The 17,868-nt window shown below is 65.7% G+C and carries 15 protein-coding genes; 3 read left to right on the top strand and 12 right to left on the bottom strand.

The window, feature by feature from the left end; genetic code table 11:
* The first annotated feature begins 37 nt into the window (after positions 1-37).
* Positions 38-721 (top strand): molybdate ABC transporter permease subunit, encoded by a 684-nt coding sequence (gene modB / locus ABB29_RS07495; RefSeq protein WP_425414743.1) that lies wholly within the window; start codon positions 38-40, stop codon positions 719-721.
* Positions 721-1,338 carry a molybdenum ABC transporter ATP-binding protein gene (gene modC, locus ABB29_RS07490; RefSeq protein ID WP_057657999.1) on the top strand — a complete coding sequence of 206 codons (618 nt, stop codon included), beginning with the start codon at positions 721-723 and terminating at the stop codon, positions 1,336-1,338. The genes modB and modC overlap by 1 nt, the downstream gene beginning before the upstream one ends.
* Positions 1,339-1,361: 23 nt before the next feature.
* On the opposite strand, the gene ABB29_RS07485 is transcribed toward modC, so the two are convergent.
* Genes ABB29_RS07485 through ABB29_RS07475 form a run of 3 tightly spaced genes read right to left on the bottom strand, consistent with a single transcriptional unit; the run spans position 1,362 to position 3,647 of the window.
* Positions 1,362-1,931: a hypothetical protein gene (locus tag ABB29_RS07485; RefSeq protein ID WP_057657998.1), complete on the bottom strand. Its 570-nt coding sequence runs from the start codon at positions 1,929-1,931 to the stop codon at positions 1,362-1,364.
* Positions 1,928-3,289 carry a TonB family protein gene (locus tag ABB29_RS16745; protein ID WP_057657997.1) on the bottom strand — a complete coding sequence of 454 codons (1,362 nt, stop codon included), beginning with the start codon at positions 3,287-3,289 and terminating at the stop codon, positions 1,928-1,930. Before ABB29_RS16745 ends, ABB29_RS07485 begins: the two co-directional genes overlap by 4 nt.
* Positions 3,279-3,647, bottom strand: coding sequence for a BlaI/MecI/CopY family transcriptional regulator (locus tag ABB29_RS07475; RefSeq protein WP_057657996.1), 369 nt, complete (start codon positions 3,645-3,647; stop codon positions 3,279-3,281). Before ABB29_RS07475 ends, ABB29_RS16745 begins: the two co-directional genes overlap by 11 nt.
* Positions 3,648-3,842: 195 nt before the next feature.
* On the opposite strand from ABB29_RS07475, the gene ABB29_RS07470 reads away from it, so the two are divergent.
* A complete protein-coding gene (locus ABB29_RS07470; RefSeq protein WP_057657995.1) occupies positions 3,843-5,798 on the top strand; it encodes an acetyl-CoA hydrolase/transferase C-terminal domain-containing protein in 1,956 nt (651 codons plus the stop codon).
* 54 nt (positions 5,799-5,852) lie between these two features.
* On the opposite strand, the gene ABB29_RS07465 is transcribed toward ABB29_RS07470, so the two are convergent.
* The 9 genes from ABB29_RS07465 to ABB29_RS07430 form a co-directional block, all read right to left on the bottom strand.
* The gene (locus ABB29_RS07465; protein ID WP_057657994.1) at positions 5,853-7,808 is read right to left on the bottom strand and encodes a hypothetical protein; all 1,956 of its coding nucleotides are present in this window, start codon (positions 7,806-7,808) and stop codon (positions 5,853-5,855) included.
* Positions 7,809-7,970: 162 nt separating this feature from the next.
* Complete coding sequence (locus tag ABB29_RS16335) at positions 7,971-8,348, bottom strand: hypothetical protein (RefSeq protein WP_157062545.1); 378 nt, start codon at positions 8,346-8,348, stop codon at positions 7,971-7,973.
* Between the two features lie 56 nt (positions 8,349-8,404).
* A complete protein-coding gene (tkt, locus tag ABB29_RS07460; protein ID WP_057657993.1) occupies positions 8,405-10,411 on the bottom strand; it encodes a transketolase in 2,007 nt (668 codons plus the stop codon).
* A 165-nt stretch (positions 10,412-10,576) separates the two neighbouring features.
* Positions 10,577-11,884 (bottom strand): dicarboxylate/amino acid:cation symporter, encoded by a 1,308-nt coding sequence (locus ABB29_RS07455; protein ID WP_057657992.1) that lies wholly within the window; start codon positions 11,882-11,884, stop codon positions 10,577-10,579.
* 55 nt (positions 11,885-11,939) lie between these two features.
* A complete protein-coding gene (locus ABB29_RS07450) occupies positions 11,940-13,640 on the bottom strand; it encodes a BatD family protein (RefSeq protein ID WP_057657991.1) in 1,701 nt (566 codons plus the stop codon).
* Positions 13,637-15,478: a VWA domain-containing protein gene (locus tag ABB29_RS07445; RefSeq protein WP_057657990.1), complete on the bottom strand. Its 1,842-nt coding sequence runs from the start codon at positions 15,476-15,478 to the stop codon at positions 13,637-13,639. The genes ABB29_RS07450 and ABB29_RS07445 overlap by 4 nt, the downstream gene beginning before the upstream one ends.
* The gene (locus tag ABB29_RS07440) at positions 15,478-16,491 is read right to left on the bottom strand and encodes a vWA domain-containing protein (RefSeq protein WP_425414742.1); all 1,014 of its coding nucleotides are present in this window, start codon (positions 16,489-16,491) and stop codon (positions 15,478-15,480) included. The genes ABB29_RS07445 and ABB29_RS07440 overlap by 1 nt, the downstream gene beginning before the upstream one ends.
* Before the next feature lie 2 nt (positions 16,492-16,493).
* Positions 16,494-16,937: a DUF4381 domain-containing protein gene (locus tag ABB29_RS07435; protein WP_425414741.1), complete on the bottom strand. Its 444-nt coding sequence runs from the start codon at positions 16,935-16,937 to the stop codon at positions 16,494-16,496.
* 2 nt (positions 16,938-16,939) lie between these two features.
* Entirely contained in the window at positions 16,940-17,866 is a 927-nt protein-coding gene (locus ABB29_RS07430; protein ID WP_057657987.1) for a DUF58 domain-containing protein, read from the bottom strand.
* Positions 17,867-17,868 lie beyond the last annotated feature (2 nt).

Genomic DNA, 17,868 nt, shown 5'->3' with positions numbered 1-17,868 from the left:
TGGCTGCCGCTGGCCGGGTCATCCTCAGGTGAGTTGGCTGTCGCCCGACGAGCTCACCGCCATCGGCCTGAGCATGAAGGTGGCATCGGTGGCAGCGCTGGCCAGCCTGCCATTGGGCATCGCGGTCGGCTGGCTGCTGGCGCGCCGGCGCTTTCCCGGCAAGGCCCTGCTGGACGCGGTGATTCATCTGCCGCTGGTACTGCCGCCGGTGGTCACCGGTTATGCGCTGCTGGTGCTGCTGGGCACGCAGGGACCGATTGGCGGCTGGCTGCAGCAGCAGTTCGGCATCGTGTTCGCGTTCCGCTGGACTGGCGCCGCGCTGGCCTGCGCGGTGATGGGATTTCCACTGATGGTGCGCGCGATCCGGTTATCGCTGGAAGCCACCGACCGCCGCCTGGAGCAGGCCGCGTCAACCCTGGGGGCCGGCCCATGGCGGGTGTTCTTCACCATCACCCTGCCGCTGGCCTGGCCCGGCGTGGTCGCCGGCACGGTGCTGGCGTTTGCCAAGGCGCTGGGCGAATTCGGCGCCACCATCACCTTCGTCTCCAACATCCCTGGCGAAACCCAGACTCTGTCGTCAGCCATCTACGGACTGATGCAGGTGCCGGGCAGCGAAGCCGGCATCTGGCGGCTGGCGGCGGTCGCGGTGGCGATTTCGCTGCTGGCATTGCTGCTGTCGGAGTGGCTGGTGCGACGCCAGCGCGGCGAGGAAGACGGCTGATGCTGCGCCTGGACATCCATCTGCGGCGCGGGCATTTCCAACGCCATGTGCAGTTGTCCACCGACGCACGGGTCACCGCATTGTTCGGCCCATCCGGCGCTGGCAAGACCACCGTGCTCAACGCCATCGCCGGCCTGCTGGCTCCGCAGTCAGGGCGCATCGAAGTCGATGGCCGCTGCCTGTTCGACAGTGCCGCCGGCATCAATCTGCCGGTGCACCAGCGCCGGGTCGGTTATGTATTCCAGGATGCGCGCCTGTTCCCGCACCTGGATGTACGCCGCAACCTGCTGTATGGACGCCATCGGCATCCGTCGGCGGCCGGCTTCGAGATGGACGATGTGGTCGAACTGCTCGGCATCGCCGGCCTGCTGGCGCGACGCACCCGCAATCTGTCAGGTGGCGAAGCACAGCGGGTGGCGCTCGGGCGCGCGTTGCTGTCGCAGCCTTCGCTGCTGTTGATGGATGAACCCCTGTCGGCGCTGGATCAGGCCCGCCGCGAAGAACTGATTCCCTACCTGCAGCGGGTGCGCGATCACACCCGCCTGCCAATCGTCTACGTCAGCCACCATGCCGACGAGGTACGCCGCATCGCCGACGTGGTGCATGAATTTTCATGAACCGGCACGAACACTGATCGGCCTCACTGCTTCCGCATCCGCACCGTGGTTTTGCCCTGTTGCGAAGCAAACACGAACGCGTAGGACAGCGTCACGGGAATTTTTTCGATACTGACGCCATCGCCATTGCAACCCGTGTTGTTGCGGTCACGCTGTTTGCTTTCCAGATCCGGGTAACTGCATAACATCGCACTGTCGAACGACCATTGACTGACCGTCTGCATGGCGGCCCGCAGCAAAGCCGGCACTTCGGCCGCCGGTGCGCAGTCCGGCGCCTGTGCCGGCACCACCTGCTGCACGCTGCCGTCCACCGCGACCGCGAACGACACGCAGACCGAAGTCGGTGGCAAATCCACATTGGGAAAATCCGCCGGGAACCCTGGCGACGGATTGTCGTGTGGTTGCGGATAGACGAAGAGCTGAGTGTCCTGCAACTGGTACTGATTGACACCTTCGGGCAAGAACATCCGCTGATCAACGGCAGTCCGCGCGGGTTGTTGTTCGCTGATTGGCGCTTGGCTGGCGCAGGCCGTCAGCATCGCCGACAGCACATACAAGGCCAGCCGATGGCAGGCACGATGGCGATGGCTCACATCCGCACCGGTGCAGTGGCACGGCCCGGATCGTCTGCATCGTCGTTCTCAGGATCCATGGCAAACGTCACCGGCACCCGGATCCATTCTTCGACTGCTTTGCCGTGGCTGATTTTCGGCGCGAACGTCCATTGCCGGGCGGCTTCCAGTACAGCGGCATCGAACACACCGGCCGGCCGGGATTTTTCCACTTGGACCTGTTTGGTGCTGCCATCGCTGCCGACCAGGACCCGCAGCAATACTTCGCCGCTGACCTTGTCCTTGGCCGCCTGTGCCGGATAGCGGGGTGGCGGCATGTGGCTGTGCTCGTAGCGCCCGGAGAAGGTTCTTTCCACTGGCGGTGCTGGCGGTGCCGGGGGTACTGCCGGCGTTGCCGGCATTTCCGGCGCCGCCAACGACGCTGGCACTGCCGGTGCAAGCGGTGCCGGCGGCGCGGCAGGTGCATCCGGCAGGACCGGCGCGACCGATACCACCATCCGCGCCGGCTGCGCCGCCCATGCGGCGATGCCTGCCAACACCAGCGACAGGCCGAGCACGGCGATACCGCCGATGCGACGATGACGCGACGGACCGGGATACTTCAACATGGCGATGCGCTCCTTCAGTGGCCCGATGCCACTCCAGTGACAGACGAATGGGACAGCCTCGGCGGCCAGCCGGGTTTTCAGCATGGTCTCGGCATAACGGCGACGTTGTCCCGGAAAGCAGGCGACGACGGTCTGGTCACGCGCCATTTCCTGATCCTGGCGGACCAGTTTCGCGGCCACATGCAGCAGCGGATTGAACCAGTACAGGCAGCGCAGCCATGCGATCAACGCGTTGACATGGATATCGCCCGCCCGCAGATGGGCGCGCTCATGGGCCAGGATCAGCTGTTGTTCGTCGCGGTTGTAGCGCTGTTCGAAATCCAGCGGCAACACGATGCGTGGTCGCCACAGGCCGTAGACCAGCGGCAATCCGACCGCGGTGGCTGCGCGCTGGCTGCCGTCGACGCATGTCTGCAGTGGGCCCAGGCGTTGCACGAAGCGGCGTTGCTGTACCGCCAGGGTCGCCGCCATCAGCAGCGCACCAGCGAACCAGGTCAGCAGCAGCATCTGCGCGGATGTCCAGTTAGCCGACGCAGCGGCAACACCATGCATGGGCGCCATGGCCATTTCGTTGGCGCCCACAACGACGGTGGTCACTGGCGCCGGCAGCATCACCGCGACCATGGCAATGGGCACCAGCAACCAGCTTGCATAGGCGATGCCGGCACCGAAACAGCGCCGCATCCAGGGTCGCGACAGCATCACCCACAGCATCGCGACGGTACTGGCCAGGGTGCTTTGCCACAGCGTCGAGAACAGTTCACTTGTCATCGTCCAGCTCCTGTATCAGCTGCCGAAGCTCGGCGATGTCCTTGGCCGACAGCCTGCCCTGTTCGCTGAAATGCGCCACCAGCGGCGCCACCCGGCCGCCAAACAGACGGTCGACCAGCCCCTGGCTCTGTTGCGACAACCATTCATCACGCTGCAGCAGCGGCCGGTAGCAATAGCGCCGGCCCTGCTTTTCGGCATCGATGGCGCCCTTGTTGAGCAGCCGGTTGATCAAGGTCTTGATGGTCGCTTCGGCCCAGTCGTGGCGGCTGGCCAGGGCGGCGACGATCTCCTCGGCGGTGCGTGGACTGGCGTCCCAAAGCACCTGCATCACCTGCGCTTCGGCATCACTGATCGGCATGGCGTTTACACCTGTAATTTTTATCGATTACACGCGTAAACAATTGTGCTGTCAAGTCATTTCCGCCAGCCGGACGCGTCAACGTGATCCAGGCTGCTGGCGAGGTCACGGGTCACGCGCGGGGAATCGGGATGGCGGCAACCAGCCAGCGGCCGCCATTACCGAAAACTACACGACGCGTTCTAAGCTATGCCGATGACCATTTACCTGGATAGCCTGGATCAGGCGGTTGAACACATCCTCGGCCATGTGGCCGGCACGCTGCGGATGGGCGCGCCGCTGGGGATCGGCAAACCACATCGGCTGCTCAATGCGTTGTACCAGCGCATCGAAGCCGACCGCCAGCGCCGGTGGCAGTTGTACACCGCATTGTCACTGGATCCACCCGACGCCGGCAGCGGTCTGCAGGGCCGCTTCCTGAAACCGTTCCTGCAACGCCAGTTCGGCGAGGACTTCCCGCGCCTGGACTACGTGCAGGCAATGAAGCGCGATGCGTTGCCGGCCAACATCGAAGTTGAAGAGTTCTACATGCAGTCCGGGGCCCTGCTCAATTCGCGGCAGACCCAGCGCGGCTATGCCAGCCTCAACTACACCCATGTGGCCGAGGCATTGGCCCAGCGCGAAGTGAACATCATCGTGCAGAAGGTAGCGGCACAGGCCGGTAGCGACCGGCTGTCGCTGTCCAGCAACAATGATCTGACCCAGGACACCGTGCAGGCGGTGCTCGATCGCGGCCTGCCGCGTCCGTTGATGGTGGCCGAGATCGATCCGCAGTTGCCGTGGATGGGCGGCAGCGCCAGCGTGGCCGCCGATTACTTCGATCTGGTCATCACCCCGCCGCCGCCGTACCCGAAGTTGTTCGGCTTGCCGCGCCAGCCGATTGGCGATGCCGACTACGCCATCGGCCTGTATGCCAGTGCGCTGGTCCGCGATGGCGGCACCCTGCAGATTGGCATTGGCGCGCTGGCCGATGCCTTGTGCCATGCGCTGGTGCTGCGGCATACCGACAACGCGGCCTACCGGCGGGTGCTGGCGGCGCTGGATCCGCAGCTCGAGCAACACCCGGTGGTGCGTTCGCACGGCGGGCTGGATCCGTTCGAGCATGGCCTGTACGGCTGCAGCGAGATGATCAACGAGGGCTTCAAGCGGCTGGTGGAAACCGGCGTCATCCGCCGCAAGGTGGTCGATGACGAAGCACTGATGACACGCATTGCCACCGGCACCGCCAACCTCGGCGACCTGGCCCGGCTGGATCGCGATGGCGAATATCTGCATGGTGCGTTCTACCTGGGCTCGCCAGACTTCTACGACTGGTTGCGGCAGCTGGACGAAAGCGAACGGCGCGGCATCGGCATGCGCCGCATCAGCGAGATCAACCAGCTGTACGGTGGCCACGAAACCCTGGAGCGGCTGCAGCGGCGCGATGCCCGGTTCTTCAACTCATGCATGATGGCGACCGCGCTCGGCGCGGCGGTATCCGATGCGCTGGAGGACGGGCGGGTAGTGTCGGGGGTGGGTGGCCAGTACAACTTCGTGGCGATGTCGCACGCGCTGCCGGATGCACGCTCGGCACTGATGTTCCGCGCCGTCCGTGAACATGCCGGCAAACAGCAGTCGAACGTGCGCTGGAATTACGGCCACACCACCATCCCGCGGCATCTGCGTGATCTGTACATCAACGAATACGGCATCGCCGATCTGCTGGCGCGCAACGACGAGGAGTGCGTGATCGCGATGGCGGCGATCACCGACGCACGCTTCCAGGCCCCATTGCTGGAGCAGGCCAGGCAATCGCTGAAACTGCGCAGCGACTTCCAGGCACCGGCGCACTGGTGTGACAACACGCTTCAGCGCCTGCAGGAAAAGCTGCGGCCGTTCCGCCACGACGGCAGCCTGCCCGACTACCCGCTGGGCAGTGATTTCACTCCGGTCGAACAGCGCCTGGCCAAAGCACTGGCATGGCTGAAGGCCAACACCGCCAGCACGCCGTCCAGAATCAAGACCGTGCTGCATGCGCTGACCGCACGCAGCCAGGATCACGAAGCCTTCGAACGCATGCAGTTGCAGGCACCCCAGTCCCTTGGCGAGCGTATCGAAGCCCGCCTGCTGGCGCTGGCGTTGCGGCAGACAACGCCAGCCGCATCGCCTTAGTCGCCAGCGCTGCGCCGGTGCGGTGCGAGCACCGGCGCAGTGATGACCACCGGGCTAGGGAATATTGGCGCCGTTGATATGGAATGGGCCGCCGGGCAACGGATGCCGGCCGCCCAGCTCATAACGGTACGGTCCCTGCACCGGACAGCCTGCCGGTGCCGCGCAGGCCATGCCGGGGTTGGTATGGAAAATGACCGGGCCATAGCGGTAATTGCTGACCCTGCGTCCACCGTAGTCGGCCACCGACAGCACATAGCCCTCGGTGCCATGGGTGTCGGCGTCTTCGCTGCTGATGGGATCGACCAGGTCGGCATCGACGATGGTCGCCTCGCCCCGCACCGCGCCACTGTTGTAATCGGCGGCGAACTTGACGAAGTCGATGCGCCGGTCACCGCGCGAGGTGACGATGACTTCGCGCTTGTAGCTGTCCTTGTAGACCCGCCTCGAATCGCTGGCCAGGCCATGCATCTTGGGATAGGTGATGCCGGTCGGATTGCGCCCGACCATGACGCTCGACAGACGCGCAATCTGCTCGGCTCCGGCTTTGCGATCAGGATCCAGATAGCCGCCCAGGTCGAAGATATGCAGCTGCCCCTGCTGGGTGGCGACGAATGCACGGCCGGGTCCCTTGGCAAGCACGTTGACCGCGGTCGGCTTGTGCTCGAAGGCGATGACTTTGGCCACTGTCGGCATCTGTGATGGCTGCGCTTCGAAGCGGTATGGCCACTGCCCCGGCCCCTCGCCCGCGGACGCCTGCCTCTGATCGAAATCGGCCTGGCTGGCAGCGAAATACTGCGCACGGTAATAGCGGAACAACGGCCCCAGGTCGATGACGGCCGCGCGTCGCTCCGATTTTGAAATCACCACTGCCACGCCAGCGCGGGCGGTGCGGTCGCGGTACTCGCCATCGTTGAAGGCCTGCCGCACCGCGGCGTCGTCAAGCAGAAAGTCCTGCGGCTTGTGCATGTAGAGGTAGTCGGTGTGATCGAGTCCGGTCGATGCGGAAATCTCGGTCGGCGCACGCATCTCGTCCGGCAGGTCGATGAAGCCCAGCAGCTTCATGTAGCCGATGTTGCCCAGGTTGGGCAGGCCGGGATAGAAGCCCCGCCATTCGCCCCAGAAGTCGCTGCGGCAATTGCCATCGCGGCAGGCCGCGGTCTGTCCGCCCAGCGCGATCACCGCCACCTGGCCGCGGATGTTGACCGTGTCCCAGATGGTTACCAGGGCGAACTCACTGCTGTGGGTCAGCACGATGCCGGTCGGCACCTTGCCCGCTGGCAGCTTGAGGCTGGCGCGATTGTAGGCGGTGTTGCTGCCGGTGCCACCGATCAAGCCACTCTGGAATGCCATCAGGCTGTTGCTGCACCAGCCCTGTCGATAGCAGCGGCCGATGGCGATCGCCTTGCGCGCGTCCGTACCGTAATCCAGCGCATGGAAGTCATCGAAGCCCTCGCGATTGTCGCCGTAGTAGGTGGTCCAGCTTGGCTCCGGCTTCTGGCTGTAGGTGTTGTTGGCCATCGCCAGCGCCTGGAAGCTGGCCACGCCAACCGATGTCTCGGGCGTATCGGCCACATAGGCCGCGTGCGCGATGCTGGACGAATAATCACCGACCTTGGCCTGCAATGGACCACCCAGCTGCCAGGTGCCGCAGAAGCCGCCGTGCTGGCTTGCATGACATCCGCGCTTGCCGCCCACGCTCCAGGCAATGGGATCGAATGAATGATCGGGACGTGCGCTGAGGGTGGGACGACCTTCGTTGCCGGTCGCGCCATAGGCAGCAGCGGATGGGCCGTAGCGGTATTCGATGCCGTCGGCCGTGCTCAATTTCGCCGCCATCTCGCGATAGGCCGTAACGACGATGTCGCCGTTGACGTCGACAACGTCGCCCTGCAGGGCTATGCCAGCTCCTGGCGCAGGCGCGGGCGGAGGTGGCGCGGGAGTCGGTGGCGGCGGCGGTGGCGGCGGATCCGGCTCACCTCCACCACCGCAGCCGGCGATCGCCAGCATCATGAGCAACGAGATCCTGCACTTCCTGATGAACAATCTGTTTCTCCTTGTTTGATCTAAGGCCCGATGCTGGTTTGATGCGCCGCGCGGTCACGTCGCTCCGAGCCCATCGTTTCGAGCTCATCGATAGCAGTCCACCGCTACGATCCGACCTGTGTGATCACTTCAAACTGATCGTGCCGGCATCAGCCCGCGCCACCGCATCGCTGCGCTGACCGCGGATTGCGTTTCACCTGATCGCCTGACCACTACCACAGCGATGTGCAGCGGCCCGGCGGCAACACCCGCTGCCAGCAACATGGCGCATGCGCGGAATTTCAGGATTGGCTGCGGTCGGAACCGGAATAGAAAACCGTATCCGCTGTAAGCAAGCGGTGAGGAAAATGCACATTCGATCATGGTGGCGGTGACGCACTGGCCGCTGATGATCGTGTTGCGCAGGATGCAGACGTGCGCCTGATCATGATGGCAAGCATGCCGATCATGTCGACGGTATCGACTACGGGCAGCTTCCCTGCGCGCAAAAAAAAGAGCCGGTTGCAAGCACCGGCTCTTCCTGTTTGTCGGCGGCGACAGCGGTCGCCGCTGACTGTCGCCGGTCAGCCCAGCGATCGGGCGGCTTCGACCACCGCCTCGACGGTGATGCCGAAGTGCTTGTACAGCTCGTCGGCCGGGGCCGAGGCACCGAAGCTGTGCATGCCGACCACGGCGCCATCCAGGCCGACGTACTTGCCCCAGAAATCGGCAATCGCCGCTTCCACCGCCACCCGCTTGCGCACGGCCTTGGGCAGCACCGATTCGCGATACTCGGCGCTCTGGCGATCAAACACGTCGGTGGACGGCATCGACACCACCCGCACCTTGTCACCCAGCTGCGCGGCGGCTTCCATCGCCAGGCCGACTTCCGAACCGGTCGCCAGCAAAATGATTTCCGGCGTGCCGTTGCTGTCCTTCAGCACATAACCGCCACGGGCAATCGCCGCGACCTGTTCGTCGCTGCGGGTTTGGTGCTGCAGGTTCTGGCGGCTGAACACCAGGCAGCTGGGACCGCTGCGGCGTTCAATCGCCGCCTTCCACGACACCGCCGATTCGACCGCATCGCACGGGCGCCAGACGTCGTTGTTGGGGATGTAGCGCAGGCTGGCCAAGTGTTCGACCGGTTGATGGGTCGGGCCGTCCTCGCCCAGGCCGATCGAGTCATGGGTATAGACGTGGATGACGTGGGCCGGGATCAGCGCGCTCATCCGCACCGCGTTGCGGGCGTAGTCGCTGAACACCAGGAAGGTGGCATCGAACGGCAGGAAGCCGCCATGCAGGGCCAGGCCGTTGCTGATCGCGCTCATCGCGAATTCGCGCACGCCGTAATAGACGTAGTTGGCATCGGCATCGTCGCTGGCAACCGACTTGCTGGCCTTCCACAAGGTCAGGTTGGAGTGGGCCAGATCCGCCGAACCACCGACCATTTCCGGCAGCTGCGGTGCGAACGCTTCGATGCTCAGTTGCGATGCCTTGCGCGAGGCGATGGTCTGGCCTTCGGCCTGCAGCTTGGCGATGAACGCATCGGCGGCGGCGGAAAATCCTTCGGGCAGTTCACCATGCGAGCGGCGGCTGAGTTCGGCGGCCTCGTCGGCAAAGTGCCTGGCGTATTTGTCGAACAGGGTGTTCCACTGGTCTTCACGGACCACGCCGGTGTTGCCGGCACGCCAGCCATCGTAGATTTCCTGCGGGATTTCAAACGGGCCATACGGCCAGTCCAGCGCCTTGCGGGTGGCTTCCAGTTCGTCCTTGCCCAGTGCGGCGCCGTGCGAGGATTCCTTGCCGGCCTTGTTCGGCGAACCGAAGCCGATGATGGTGCGGCAGCAGATCAGGGTCGGCTTGTCGGACTGCGCCAGCGCGGCGTCGATACCGGCCTTGATCGAGTCCGGATCATGGCCATCGACGTCACGCACCACGTGCCAGCCGTAGGCTTCGAAACGGGCCGGGGTGTCGTCGGTGAACCAGCCATCGGTGTTGCCGTCGATCGAAATATGGTTGTCATCCCAGAAGCAGATCAGCTTGCCCAGGCCCCAGGTGCCGGCCAGCGAGGCGGCTTCGTGGGAGATGCCTTCCATCAGGCAGCCATCGCCCATGAACACCCAGGTACGGTGGTCGACGATGTCGAATTCAGGACGGTTGTAGCGCTGGGCCAGCAGCTTTTCCGCCAGTGCGAAGCCGACCGCATTGGCGAAACCCTGGCCGAGCGGACCGGTGGTGGTTTCCACCCCCGGGGTTTCGTCACGTTCGGGATGGCCGGCGGTCTTGCTGTGCAGCTGGCGGAAGCGCTTGAGTTCTTCCATCGGCAGGTCGTAACCGCTCAGGTGCAGCAACGCGTACTGCAGCATCGAGCCATGGCCGTTGGAGAGGATGAAACGATCGCGGTTGAACCAGCGCGGGTTCTTCGGGTTGTGCCGCAGGTAGTCGTTCCACAGCACCTCGGCGATGTCGGCCATGCCCATCGGCATGCCGGGGTGCCCGGAATTGGCTTGTTGCACCGCATCGGCGGCGAGGAAGCGAATGGCGTTGGCAAGCTGGCGGCGGCCAGGCTGGTTGGAGGCGGGCGTCGTCATGGGATTATCGGCAGCGAAGGGAGGCCCGCCACGTGCGGGCCGCCCATTGTCCCACAGTCAGCCGATCATTTAGAAACCGGCTCCGCCGCCGCGTGGCGGAAATTCCTTGCAGTTCAGTCGCTTGATGCCGATGCCGTGCCGGCAATCGGACCCGGCGGCGACCGCTCAGGCATCCATCGCCGTGGCCGGGGCGTCTTCTTCGCCCTCCGAGACCAGCGTGGCCAGCATCAGGTCACCGGTGACGTTGAGCGTGGTCCGGCACATGTCGAGGAAGCGGTCCACGCCGAGGATGATGCCGATGCCTTCCGGTGGCACCCCGACCATGCCGCAGATCAACGCCACCACCGGCAGCGAGCCGGCCGGCACGCCGGCGGTACCAATGCCGCCGAGAATGCAGACAAACATTACCGTCAGCTGTTGGGTCAGGCTGAGATCGACGCCGAAGAACTGGGCCAGGAACAGCACCGTCACCCCTTCGAACAGCGCGGTGCCATTCTGGTTGGCGGTGGCACCGACGGTCAGCACGAAGCGCGAGACCTTGTTCGGCAGCTTGAGGTTGTCTTCCGCTACCCGCAACGCGGTCGGCAGCGTGGCATTGCTGGAGGCGGTGGAGAACGCCATCAGCATCGCTTCCTGCACGCCCTTGAAAAAGCCCAGCGGTGAACGATGGGCGATGACCTTGACCGCCAGCGAGTAGACCACGAACATGTGCAGCGCCAGCGCCAGCACCACCACGCCAACGTAGGCGCCCAGCCGGTACAGCAGATCCCAGCCGAACTGCGCGGCCAGGTTGAACATGAAGCAGAACACCGCGTAAGGCGCCAGCCGGATGACCAGACCGATCAGCGTCATCGAGACTTCGAACAGACCCTCGATGCCGCGCTTGAAGGTGGCGGTGGCCGGGGTGTTGGTCATGACCAGGCCGATGCCGATCATCAGCGCGAAGAACATCACTCCCAGTATTTCGTTGTTGGAGGCGGCGCCGACCACGTTGTCCGGCACGATCGACAGCAGCATGTTCAATCCGCCCGGCTGCTCGTGGGTTGAGCTGACGATGGCCTGCGCGCGGCCTGCGCTTTCGGCCAGCAACTGCTGCGCCACCACTTGATCGACGCCGGCACCGGGCTTGAGCCAGTTGACCAGCAGCAGTCCCAGCGCGACCGCGATGCCCGATATCAGCACCGTATAACCGAGCGTGCGCCAGCCGATGCGACCCAGCGAACGGATGTCGCCCATTTCCGACACACCGACCACCAGCGCCGAGAACAGCAGCGGAATCACCAGCATGAAGATCAGCCGCAGGAACAGCGTGCCGGCAGGCTGGGTGATGTGGCTGGTGATCCAGTTGACCCAGCCGGCATCGGCACCAACGCTGGCATGGATGATCAGGCCAAGCACCAGGCCGGCGGCGAAGCCGATGGCCATTTTCCAGTGCAGCGGCAGTTTTCCGCGGGTGTTGTGTTGCGCGCTCATGTAGCGTCCGGGTGCAGGTTTGCGCAGAGCTTAGCAAACCCGCCCCAGGCCGACTTCACCGCTGCGGATACAGCGGCGGCAACGGCGATGGATCTTCGTTGTCCACGACACGCCACTGCGGACCATCACGGAATGCCTGGCGCAGCGCATGGCGGGCGCTGACGGCGTCGCCGTCGGCCCAGCGCGCACGGCGCAGGGTTTCGATCGCCGCGCGTTGGTCGGGGCTGGACAAACGTGCCGACAACGCGTCGAGTTCGCGCAGCGGCGGACTGGCCATGCCTTTCAGCACCTCGGCAACCTCGTCCAGATCACCGGTATCCAGCACCCGCTTCAGATCCGCCAGTGCATGGCGCGGCCGCGCGGTGGGCACGCGGGCAGTGGCCGCGGATGACTTGCCGCCGTGGGCCAGCACCGGCGCAGGCCGCCGCAGCAACGCCCACAGCAACGTCAGCAACCACAGGATGGCGAAGCCGGCGGACAGCCAGATCCAGACCCGCGATACCGGTTGCCGCAGCTGTATCCGGTCATCACTGGTCGCTGCCGAGGCAGCGTTCGAACCAACGTCAGCGGTGGTCGCGGCAGGTGCCGGAGTCGCGAATCCACCACTGCCCGGCAAAACCTTGAGGGTGAGATCGGGCAGCACCGCCTGCTGCGGACTGTCATCGCCGACCCGCCACCAGCCGATCCGCAGGCCGGCAATGTCCAGCCGGCCGGGCTGGTTGGGCACGATGGAGAAACTGCGGGTCATGCTGACCTGCGGCCTGCCATCGATGAAGCGCTCGTTGAACTGCGGCGGCTCGGCGAACACCTGCGCTCCCGGCGGCGCCGGCAGCGACAGTTCGGGCAGCTGCGATTGGGTCGCGCCGCTGGCAACCGCTTCGATGGTGACCTTGGCCGCCTGTCCGGCACGCAGCGACTGCGGTGCGTCGAGGTAGCGCAGTTTCAGATCCGTCAACGGCAACCACGGTTGCGGTGCGTTGGCCGGCAACGGCTTGACCTGCAATGTCTGCGCGCTTCCTGCCGCCCGGATGTCGCGACTGTTGCCGCCGAAGAAATCATCCATCCAGCCACCGGCGCCGCGGCCATTGAAGCGTGCCGCCGGCAGCACCAGCTTGCCGCTGTGGTCAGGAACCAGCAGGAACCGTCGCTCGACCACGTTGTAATGGCGACCGGCCAGGTTGCGGCTGCTTTGCACGTCGTCACCGATTTTCTGCAACAGCGCGCCATCCGGACTATCCAGCTCGAGTTGTCCGGACGCCAGCGGTACCGCGTAGTACAGCCGCAATGTCACCCCCACCGATTGCTGCACATAGGGTGTCGGATCGTCGACCTCGACTTCGACGAAGGTACTGTCGCCACGCTGGGCGGCGCTATCGGCACTGATCACCGGGCGGCCTTCGCCCACCTTCAGGCGCAGCGGCGCCGTGCGCTGGTTGCCGAGCGTCAACGCCGGCACCACCAGCTCACCGCTGCGCTTGGGTGCCAGCACGATTTCATAGGTGGTGCTGTTGCGGAAATTGCCGTTGATGTTCTGTACCGAGCGCCGGGTGGACTGATCCTGCAATGCGAAATCGTCCAGCAACGGGGTCAGATCCGGCGAACCGCGCAACTGATCGGTCTGCACGGTCAGGGTCACCGATTCACCCAGCGCCACGCTCGATCTGTCCAGGCTGGCGCTGGTCTCCGCCCGGGCCAGCGGAATCACGCAGATCAGCAGCATCCACGTCCATAGCCATCGGTGAAAACGCACGCTCATCGTCCTTCCCTCTGCCGGCGTTCGTATTCCAGCCGGAACTTGGTTTTCAGCAGTCCGCCGGGATCGTCCGGCACTCTTCGCAGCCAGGCATCAACCGCCTGCCGTTGCTCGCGCTGCTCGGTGGTTTCACCGGCCACCGCGGCTTTCTGTTGTTCGCCCTGGCCATCCTTGTTCGCCTGTTCCAGTGCCTGCTGCATGCGCTGTTTCTGCGCGGCATCGGCCGCCTGCTGGGCGGCACTGTCTTCGGCGCCTGGCGGCGGCGCCGCGGTGTCGGCGCTGGACTTTGCCGGATTACCGGCAGGTGCTGCCTTGTTGTTATCGGCGCTGGCCGATGATGGCGACGTTGATCGGGAGGCAGGGGGCGGCGACGGCTGGTTATCGCCCGGCCTGGCATCGCTTTTGGATGCCTGATCCTGGTGCCTGTCGCCGGCCGATGCGTTGTCACCCGCCGCGCCGGATTGCTGCGAACCCTGGCCCTGCTTGTCGGACGGCTTCTGCCCGGACGGTGGCTGTCGTTTGCGCGCGGCTTCGACCGCGGCACGGTTGGCCAGCGTATCGGCCTCGCCGGGTTTCAACTGCAACGCGCGATCATAGGCCTTGATGGCGGCGTCGTATTGCCCCTGCTTGGCCAGCGCATTGCCGTAGTTGTACAGGGCTTCGCTGGACTCGATGCCAGCGAACGCCTGCTCGGCCTGTTTGAAATCCCCGTTGCGGTACGCTTGCACGCCCTGCTCGATGCGCTGGTACTGTTTTTGGTCCGCACGCTGCCACCAGTCGCCGCCGGGCTTTCCGGCCCCGGCCGAAGTCGCCGCCGCTTGCGCCAAGGCCGGCGACGGCGCCGCCATTGGCAACATGACCGCCACCAGCAGCCACGCGGCCAATGCCCCACGGCGGAACGCCAACGCGACCAGCAACAGCAGCGGCAACAGCAGCCAGTAGCCCTGATCCAGCCAGATCCGTTGTTGCGATTGGCCCTGCCCGCTGCCTGCCGCAGCGGCGTTCAACACGCCCAGTGATTGCAGGTCTGCGTCATCATTGCCCAGGCGCGCGTACTGGCCACCACCGGCGGCGGCCAGTCGCTGCAGGCTGGTGGCATCCAGTCGTGCCTGGGCGATGCTGCCATCGCGCTGGCGATAGGCGGAACCACTGGCGGTACCGACACCGAGCACCGATACCTGCCAGCCCTGCCCCGCGGCAGCGGCGGCGCTGGCAATGGCTGCCGGACCCGCGTGATCGGTCAGCAGCAGAATCTGGCCCTTGGAGAAATCCGCCTGCTGCAACAGGGTGATGGCCTGTTCTATTGCCCGCTGTGGCCGCTGCCCGTCCACCGGCATGACGTCCGGCGACAGCGCATCCAGAAACAAGGCCACGTTACCGCCATCGTCAGTCAACGGGGCCACGGTGAAGGCGTCGTCGGCATAGGCCAGCAGCGCCACTTCACCGTCCTTGCGTTGCGACAGCAGCCGCGCCAGTTTGGCCCGCACCTGCAACAACCGCGACGGCGGCAGGTCGGTCGCGTTCATGCGGCTGGACATGTCCACCGCGATCACCAGCGGCGCGTGGTTCTGCCATAGCGGTTGCGCCTGCTGGCGCCAGGCGGGGCCGGCCATCGCCAGCACCGCCAGCAGCCACGCCAGCGTCATCCCCAACAACGGCCACCAGTAAGCACTGCGGCCTTCGACCATCAAGCTCGGCAGAAGATGCGCATCGACGTGTTGCCGCCAGATGTTGCGCTGGCGATGACGGACCCGCCAGAACAGCCACAGCAACGGCAGCAGCGCCAGCGCCCATAGCCATTGCGGGCGCAGGAAATGCAGCGACAGGGCCTGCTCGATCATCAGCGGCGCCTCGGCCAGATCAGCAGCAACAGCGCCAGCGCCGCGGCAAGACCCAGTGGCCAGCGATAGCATTCAATCATCGGGCGCACCGCCTGCGCCGCCTGCCGGGTCGGCTCTATCCGATCCAGCTCGGCATAGATGCCGGCCAGTTCGTCAATGTCGCGGGCACGGAAAAAACGGCCACCGGTCTGCTCGGCAATCTGGCGCAGGCCACGTTCGTCTATCTGTTCGCCATCACCGGGCAACGGCATGTTGATGCCGAACACCGACATCATCCCGCCATCGCTGCCGAAGGCGATGGTATGCACGCGCACGCCTTCGATCCGGGCCAGTTCGGCGGCCTTGATCGGGTCCAGGGTGCCGGCGGTATTGACGCCATCGGTGAGCAGCACCAGTACCCGCTGCCCGCGCGGCTGCTCACGCAGGCGCTTGACCGCCAGGCCGATGGCATCACCGAGCGCGGTTTCGCGTCCGGCCAGACCCACCACACTGTCGCGCAGCTGATCACGCACACTGCCCAGATCCCGGGTCAGCGGCGTCAATGCATAGGCGTGCTGCCCAAACACGAGCAGGCCGACGCGATCGCCTTCGCGGCGATCCAGGAAGTCCGCCAGCACCGCCTTGGCGGCGGTCAGACGGTCGACCACGTTGCCGCCCAGCACCATGTCGTTCTCGCTCATGCTGCCGGACAGATCCACCGCCAGCATCAGGTTGCGGCTGTCCTGCGGCGGCACGATCGGCTCGCCCAGCATCTGCGGCCGCGCCGCCGCCGCGCACAGCAAGGTCCACGCCAGCCATGCCAGCCACAACGACGGCCTGCGCACCGCGCTGCCGCCCTGTGCCGCGATCGATTGCAGCTCGCTGCCATACGGCACCCGCAACGCGGCAGCCTGCGAGCGCCGCGCCGGCAGCGACCACTGCACCAGCCACGGCAACGGGAAGGCCAGCCACAACCAGCGCCAGGCGAAACCGGCAAACGAATCCGGCAGGAACGGCAGCATTGACCAGTCCAGGCTCATCGGCGTTTTTCCATCAACGCCAGGAACCGCGGCCGCGCCAGCATCCGCAGGCGTTCGACCGCGTCCGCCTCGACCGTGGGCTGGAAACCGCCGTCCAGCAGCAAGCGACCCGGCCCCTGCGAGAACGACTGGCCGTGGTCGCCATCAAGAAACCGCAGCCAGGCTTCGCCGTGCAATCGGTCGGCGCGGGCATCGGCACGCCGTGATGCACGTCGCAGCAGCTCGGACATCGCCGCGACCTGTTCGCTGGGACTGCCGCGCTGGCTGGCGTCGAACAACTGTCGATGGCGTCGCCGGCGCCGGCTGCGCCGCCAGGCCATCAACGCCCACCCTGCCAGCAGCAGCACCAGCGCAGCCAGCAGCAACCACCAGCCCGGCGCCAACGGCCACCACGCCGGTGCCGACGGCACATGCACATCACGCAGGACCAGGGCCGCCATCATCACGCCACCTGCGACTGGCTGCGATGGGCGCCGGCCAGCCATGCGTCGCTGCTGTCATGCGCGGCCAGCACCACCGCGTGCACGCCACGTTGCGCCAATGACTGTCGTGCCTGTTGCAGCGGCGCGTCGAACATCTGCTGCCAGGCCTGCTGGTGCGACGGCGAAGTCATGTCAACTTCGACGCGCTGGCCGGCGCCGGCGGCACTGCTCGCAAACGGCAATCGCGCCTTCGGCGGCGATTGTTCCAGCGCATCGACCAGCAGCAGCACCACCACTTCGTGATGCGCTGCCAGCGCTGACCAGCGGCTGGCTTCGACCTGCAATACGCTGCGGGGTTCGGCCAGCACCACCAGCCGCGAGCCCGGGCGCAGCAGCCGGCCGGCGCTTTCCAGTGCCGCCGGCAGGCCCAGATCATCGGCCGGCGCCTGCGTGTACCAGCGCACCAGTGCATCCAGCACCCGCAATGCGCCACGGGTACCGGCGGCCGGTGACAACGGCGGCTCGGCGTGGGTACCGCGCAGGGCGGCGACCCGATCACCCTCGCGGATCGCTGTCCACACCGCGATCGCACCGGCGCGCGCGGCCTGCACCGATTTGAAACGGACCCGGGTGCCGAAATACAACAGCGGACTGGTATCGGCCACCAGCAGGGTCAGCCGTTCGCGTTCGGCCTGGAACAGTTTGGTATGGGTGCGGCCACTGCGCGCGGTCAGCCGCCAGTCGATATGGCGGACATCGTCGCCTGCGACATATTCACGCGACTCGGCGTACTCCATGCCGCGGCCGCGCAGGCTGGACGCGGCGTTGCCGGCCAGGTTGAAGCGTCCCTTGCGCACGCCCTTGCGCCGCTGCGCCAGCGAGCGCAGGCCGATCAACTCGGCCAGCGTCGGGCTGACGCCATCGGTGGAAATGCTGGTGGTAGGCATCG

The organism is Pseudoxanthomonas dokdonensis (genome assembly GCF_001431405.1).
Classification (GTDB): domain Bacteria; phylum Pseudomonadota; class Gammaproteobacteria; order Xanthomonadales; family Xanthomonadaceae; genus Pseudoxanthomonas_A; species Pseudoxanthomonas_A dokdonensis.
Note: the sequence above shows the minus strand (reverse complement) of the source record. Positions and strands in the feature narration are given on the sequence as shown.